The 7,285-nt window shown below is 41.8% G+C and carries 3 protein-coding genes; 1 reads left to right on the top strand and 2 read right to left on the bottom strand.

The features are described 5' to 3' along the window. Positions 1-350: 350 nt before the first annotated feature. Complete coding sequence (locus tag ASE55_RS02220) at positions 351-3,353, bottom strand: LamG-like jellyroll fold domain-containing protein (protein ID WP_056214944.1); 3,003 nt, start codon at positions 3,351-3,353, stop codon at positions 351-353. A 312-nt stretch (positions 3,354-3,665) separates the two neighbouring features. On the opposite strand from ASE55_RS02220, the gene ASE55_RS02215 reads away from it, so the two are divergent. Next, the gene (locus tag ASE55_RS02215) at positions 3,666-4,127 is read left to right on the top strand and encodes a hypothetical protein (RefSeq protein WP_128414476.1); all 462 of its coding nucleotides are present in this window, start codon (positions 3,666-3,668) and stop codon (positions 4,125-4,127) included. A 145-nt stretch (positions 4,128-4,272) separates the two neighbouring features. Here ASE55_RS02215 and gcvP read toward each other — a convergent pair whose 3' ends face one another. After that, a complete protein-coding gene (gene gcvP, locus ASE55_RS02210; protein WP_056214938.1) occupies positions 4,273-7,131 on the bottom strand; it encodes an aminomethyl-transferring glycine dehydrogenase in 2,859 nt (952 codons plus the stop codon). Positions 7,132-7,285 lie beyond the last annotated feature (154 nt).

The following is a 7,285-nucleotide window of genomic DNA, read 5'->3' as shown; positions in this document are numbered from 1 at the left end:
GCAATTAGAAATAAAATCATCCATAGAGTTTATGCCCTAATAAAAAACAATTCTGTCTATGAAAATAAGTTGCATATGTCATAGAAATCGAAGTGACGTGTACTAGTGTTGTAAATCCGTCAGTTGGACTGTTTTTCGTAATGAAATGAAGAAAAATGTATCGAGAACCGGTGAATCACAAACTTCCCTATATACTCTGCTTTGCTCCGTTACCCGAGGTGGCAGAACACACTGTTGTACCTCCATCATTTAAAATAGTTTATCGAAACAAAACAGAAAATCCTTTCAAACAATTGAAAGGATTTTCTTCTGAAAAATATGAATGAATTAGTGGTGCCCTTATTATAGGCTTACTGAACAACAATTTTAAAATTACTGTTCAATTGGTCTCCTGAAACATTCAGGATATAATTTCCTGATGCTTTTCTTCCGGAAATGTTCAGGTTGAAAGTTCCGTTTCCGTCAGCGTTCAGTTTTTCCCTGATGATCACTTTTCCGGACATATCCATCACAGTAGCCGTTAAGCTTGATTTTTTGTATTCAGGAAGCTTAATGAAAATCTGGTCTTTTACAGGATTCGGATATACGGTTCCTGCATTTTTGCTGATGCTCAATTCCGCATTCCCCAACACTGCCTGATTGTACAGAGCCGATATTTCAATTGGAGACAATGCATAATTGTACATTTTCAGTTCGTCAAACGCCCCTTTATACGGCGCCGGAGTATTGGTGGCTGACAAAAATTCCAGTTCACCGATGTTTCCGATGATCAGATCACTCGCTTCACCGATTCCGGTAACCGCAGTTTCATCACCTTCAGAACTCAATACACCGTTGGTATAAATTCTCATTTTATGCGTCGTCACATCCCTTTGTATTACGACATGCACCCAGTTATTGGTAAAATAATTGGCAATCGGGGAAGTGATTTCCTTTTTCGTAACATCATCATCGATGGCAAACCGCAGCTGCCCTCCTTTGATTTCTACATTGAAACGTTTACCCGTGGCTCCTGTCGTGGTATTTTTCGTAAAAGAACCTTTACACAACACATATAAACTGGTCGCCGAAGATGACGGAATCATACTTTGCGGAGCTTTCATCCAATAGGAAACGGTAAAAGAATTGGTATTGAATAAAATCTGGTCCTGATGCGGAATACTCACGATGTACGGTGTATTTGGCGAAGTGGACAGATCCAGGGCATTGTTTTCTTTTCCGGCTACTCTTACATTTGCATTGTCGTAAGCTACATTTAAAGTCCCGTTATTGGCATACGGTGTTACATCGGCAATCTGCTCACCTGATAAAGGTGCTTCTGCAAACGGCCAGTTTCCCACAAGGCTTGGTGTCAGAGCCCGGAAACTCCAGACATCCCCCGTTACGGAACCGAGCGCATTGGAAGCGTCAACCCTCCAGTAATAATTGGTTGCCGTATTTAAATTGTTAACCTGATAAGACGGCGTGGCAGAATAAGGTACCGTAGCCACATTGGTTAAATTCTGGGGACTTGTCCCGAAATAAACCATATAGGTTGTTGTGTTGGTACTGCCGCTCCATTTTAAAATAAAGCTGCCGCTGTTCAGCTGTACATCATTAAACCCATTAGCCGGAACCGGATTTGTCGGTTTTACAGGAGCAGACGGAACCGGCGGTGTCGTCACGGATACACTTGACGTATATACGGAGGAATCTGTAGCGTTGGTTGCTTTCACCCTGTAATAATATTGGGTGTTCGGTGTTAATCCGGTTTCATTATAACTTGTTGTATTCGCTGGCAATGTGGCAATTTGCGTAAAAGTGGTTCCGTTGGCAGAACGCTCCAGAACATAATTGGTTTCATTGGCCGCATTATCATTCCAGTTAACCGTTAAAGAACTCGCCGCCGGGCTTCCTGCCGTTAAAGCATTTGAGAAATTCAGATTGGTTGGCGGAATAATAAAATCCGGGGCAACGGTATTGGGCAAACTGTTGATGTATACTTCAATATTCAGATACGGAGCCTGTGTTGTGCTTACGGCCAGGGCATCGGCAACATTGGGATTCAGTCCGTTGGCGGTTTCCCATGCATCCGGCATCCCGTCATTATCCGTATCCAGAGGAGCCGGCGCACCATAGATATGCCCTGCCCCGCCGTTGGTAAATCCGAACTGGGTGGTTAAATCAGATTGTACATATACATAGGTAGCGGTTGTCCCTTTCGACATTAAATCTGAAACCATCAGGTTGTCCACCTGGTCGCGTCTCGGATATGATGCACCCACGCCTGCCACAATATTATCATAGGCAGCCTGTGCCGTTACTGTTGTATTTTTCATCGGATAATCATACGGAGCTGACATGATTGAAGTTACATCCCCAACAGGATATCCCGTTAAATTCTGAGGCACCACAGCCCCGTCCAGCATCCCGTTTTTATTATTGTCGAAATAATTTCCGGAACCGTATAGATTGAAATTGGCATTCCCTACACTGAAAGGTGTGGTAACGGCAGAGTTTGTATTCGGGCCCCCGATGAAATAATTGTTGATGATATTTGCATACGATGCTCCCGCAGAATCTCCACCCATGATGTAGGCTTCCCCGGACTGCGTGTGGCCGTATGTATTTCCGTAATTCCCCCAGTTGTAAACCACATTGTTCACAAATTCATTAATCCCTTTGATCTTATTATTACGGGTTTTATTGCAGATGTATAAATTCCCGATCAGGCTGATCTTTCCACCCGGCGGCGGCTGCATCAACCCTCCTGCAGAGTGATTATGTCGGTGCATTCCCTGTCCGATAATTGAATTCTGAATGGTGATATTATCAGGGCTCGTTCCGTTGTTATCCCAGTTCACCGAAAATACTTCGTCGGTTCCCCAGGTAAAAGTCATGTGGTCCAGAATGATATTGGCACCGTTGGCAATCCCTGAAGCATCCTGATTTTGAGACGTTCCGCCGTAACGGATCCTCATAAATCTGGCAATGGTATTGTTGGCTCCGGTAAATGAAACCCTCGGCCCCAGAAACAGGATCCCTTCTCCGGGAGCGGTCTGTCCGGCAATCGTTGTATTCGCAGGTACCGCAACAACGGATTGTAAATTAACAATCCCTCCTACTTTAAAGATCACAAACCGGCCCGGCTGGCTTACTGCATCACGGAACGAACCCGGTCCGCTGTCATTAAGATTCGTAACCAAGTATATCTGAGGATTGGCAGCCCCTCTGGCTCCTGTTGTATACCGCCCAAAACCGGTAGCTTCCGGAAAGGCCAGTGTCTGAGCATCCAAACCAATGGTGGATAAGGTCAATCCACAAAGCAATAGAGATTTAAGTGTCTGCTTAAACAGTAAAGATCTGTCTTTCATAAATATTAATTTTGTGTTAACCAATCTACCTACATTGCAAAACATGAGCATCCTGCGCCATCCTGCTACCCATTAAAAATCAATTTATTAGTGAGACCAGCTGCTGTTTCCTTAATATTTAAAAAGATTCCTATTCAGGTAAATTTCAAAAAACCTTAAAAAAATCCGCTCTCCCGTTTTTAATTCAGGCTCATTAATTACACAACCAGGCAAGCTTTTTATTAAATTTGAATAAAAGATTGTTTTTCACTTAAAATTTAATCCATTGAAAAATACAATCCTCTATTATAAAAATAAATGTTATCAGAAATTATGATGGAACTACCGCAAAAAATAAAAAATTTCATTGAGGAAAAAATAGAATTGGAAAATATGTCTTTGCCCTGGAACTATCCAAGTGCTGATAAGTTCAACGATTTTCAGGCAGGATACAGATTTGATGCAAAGACCAACGAAAATTTAACCGGACAGAAAGGCGAGTTTAAAGAAAACTGGTTCGTTATATGCAGTAACTATTTTAATGACCCGTTCTTTATTGATGTATCTGAAATTAATCTGCCTGTTTATTATGCCCAACACGGTGCGGGAAACTGGACACCGGTCAGGGTTTCAGAAAATATAGAGGCGTTTTCAGATCAGCTAAAACAGATAAAGGAATTAGAAGAAGACAGACCGTTACTTTTGGAAAAACTTAAAAATGAATTTGATTTAGAAAACGAATTATGGAATGAAGTGTATGAAAATGTTTTGGATGATGAAGATGGCGAAGAATAATTTTAAATAATAGTTCAGTTAAACTTTCGTGACACAAAGTAAATTGCTGATGTCATAGAAGTCGAAGTCACGGATATCATTAATTAATACAACAAAAAATCCCTTTCAAAACTGAAAGGGATTCATTATTTATAAAAACTTGTAATTACATATACGCTTCAATCGGCTCACAGGTACACACTAAGTTTCTGTCTCCGTAGGCTTCATCAACCCTTGCAACGGTAGCAAAGAATTTGTGGTCTCTTACCCAATGTAAAGGATAGGCTGCTTTTTCCCTGCTGTATGGCTTATCCCAAGAATCTGAAATCACCAGCTGTTCCGTGTGAGGTGCATTTTTCAGTACGTTGTTGGCCTGGTCGGCTTCTCCGTTGGCAATCTCATCGATTTCATGTTTAATCGCAATTAATGCTTCTGCGAAACGGTCAATTTCAGATTTGCTTTCAGATTCTGTCGGCTCAATCATTAAGGTACCTGCAACCGGGAAGGAAACCGTCGGTGCGTGGAACCCGTAGTCCATCAGTCTCTTGGCAACATCAGCCACTTCAATGCCTAATGATTTGAACTGTCTGAAATCTACAATACACTCATGTGCTACCCTGCCTTCTGTATTTGAATACAAAATAGGGAAATGCTCCGCTAAAATTTCTTTTAAATAGTTCGCATTTAAGATAGCGTGCTCAGTTGCTTTTTTCAAGCCTGAAGTCCCTAACATTTTGATATAAGCGTAAGAAATATTCAGGATCAATCCGGAACCATAAGGTGCTGCAGAAATACCTTCAATCGCTTCTTTACCTCCGATTCTGATGTTTGCATTGGATGGTAAGAAAGGAACCAGGTGTTTTGCTACACAGATCGGACCAACACCAGGACCTCCGCCTCCGTGAGGAATGGCGAATGTTTTGTGAAGGTTCAGGTGACAAACGTCTGCTCCGATGTTCCCCGGACTTGTATATCCTACCTGAGCATTCATATTGGCACCGTCCATATACACCTGTCCGCCATGATCGTGAACCAATTGGGTAATTTCTTTGATATTGGCATCAAAGAATCCGTACGTTGACGGATACGTAATCATCACACAAGAAAGATTTTCAGAATTTGCTTCTGCTTTAGCTTTGAAATCTTCGAAATCAATCTCTCCGCTTTCAAGGTTTTTCACGACTACAATTTTCATTCCTGCCATGGCTGCAGAAGCCGGGTTGGTTCCGTGTGCCGACTGAGGGATCAACACTACATTTCTGTGGCCTTCCCCTCTTGAGATATGATATTCCCTGATTACCATCAGTCCTGCATATTCTCCCTGCGCACCGGAATTCGGCTGAAGAGAAGTTCCTGCAAAACCTGTGATTTCAGATAAATCTTTTTCAAGTTCAGTAATCATTTCCTGATAACCTCCTGCCTGGTCTATCGGTACAAACGGGTGGATTGCTCCCCAGTTATCCCATGAAAGCGGCAACATCTGAGTAGCTGCATTTAGCTTCATCGTACAAGATCCCAAAGAAATCATGGAATGCGTTAACGATAAATCTTTTCTTTCCAGACGCTTGATGTAACGCATCAATTCTGTCTCTGTATGGTATTTGTTGAATACTTCTTCCGTAAGGATTTCGTCTTTTCTTAAATTTTCTTCCGGAATGCTGTATCCTTCTTTTATTTCTAATTTGAAGGTCTGCTTATCTTTAAACTGTGCAAAAGAAGCCATCAGGTAATTCAGCTTATCCAGGGTGGTGCTTTCATTGATCGCGATACTTACTACGCCTTCCGTGAAGTAGTTCAGGTTCAGCTTATGATCCAGCATCATTCTCATCAGCCTTCCTTTATCCTCTTCACTGATCGTGAATTTTACAGTATCGAAGATAGGCTCTTCCACAATCTGATATCCCAATGCTTTAAGACCGTTTTTCAAAGCATTTGCTTTAAAGTGAATCTGATCAGCGATGTAGTTTAATCCTTTCGGGCCGTGATAAACAGCGTACATTCCCGCCATCACCGCCAAAAGAACCTGAGCTGTACAGATGTTTGACGTTGCTCTTTCTCTTTTGATGTGCTGCTCTCTGGTCTGCAAAGCCATTCTCAGTGCACGTTTTCCGTACATATCCTGAGAAACCCCAATGATTCTTCCCGGAATATCTCTTTTGTAATCTTCTTTACAGGAGAAAAATGCCGCGTGAGGTCCACCATAACCCAACGGGATACCGAATCTCTGCGTTGTTCCAACAGCACAGTCGGCACCCATAGATGCAGGTGACTTTAATTTCACCAAGGCCATCGGGTCACACGCTACCACGACCTGAAGATCTAATTTTTTATATTCAGTAATATCTTCCGTATAATCTAAAACAATCCCGTTTTTACCCGGATACTGCAATAAAACTCCATAGTAAGAACCATCCAGTTTGTGGGTCTTGTGATCGCCTTCCACAATTTCAATCTCCAGCCCTTCCGCTTTTGTTTTTAAAACGGAAACCGTCTGAGGCAATACCAGATCTGAAACGAAGAATTTGTTTGCTCCTGCTTTCTTCTGGTCTTTCGTCCTGTTGTTGAAGAACATGTGCATTGCTTCTGCCGCCGCAGTAGATTCATCAAGCAATGAAGCATTGGCCAATGCAAAACCGGTAAGATCACACACAACAGTCTGGAAATTAAGAAGCGCTTCCAGTCTTCCCTGTGCAATTTCCGCCTGGTAAGGCGTATAAGCCGTATACCAGCTCGGGTTTTCAAAGATATTTCTCTGAATTGCCGACGGCAATAAAGTATTGTGATATCCAAACCCGATATAGCTTGTATAATCAGTATTTTTCGATGCCAGCTCCTTGGAATGGATCAGCATTTCGTATTCCGAAAGCGGTTCTGAGATTTCAAGATCCTTTTCTAAACGGATAGAAGAAGGAATGGTCTGAGAAATAAGCTCTTCGATGCTTGAAACGCCTACCTTCTCCAACATCGCCTGTTTATCGGCTTCATTCAGGGAAATGTGACGGCTCACAAACTGTTCTGTATTCATTTTTTATATTAGATTTTGTTGTAAAAAAGATGCGTAAAATTACGGATTTTTAGAAAATTGTACAAGTAATTTAAGAACGCAGATATTTCAGGAAAAGTATTCTAAATAATCTAATATTAACAGGTATTTATTGTCATTATTACTAATAAAACAG

The sequence above is a fragment of the Chryseobacterium sp. Leaf201 genome (genome assembly GCF_001421435.1).
Lineage (GTDB): Bacteria > Bacteroidota > Bacteroidia > Flavobacteriales > Weeksellaceae > Chryseobacterium.
Note: the sequence above shows the minus strand (reverse complement) of the source record. Positions and strands in the feature narration are given on the sequence as shown.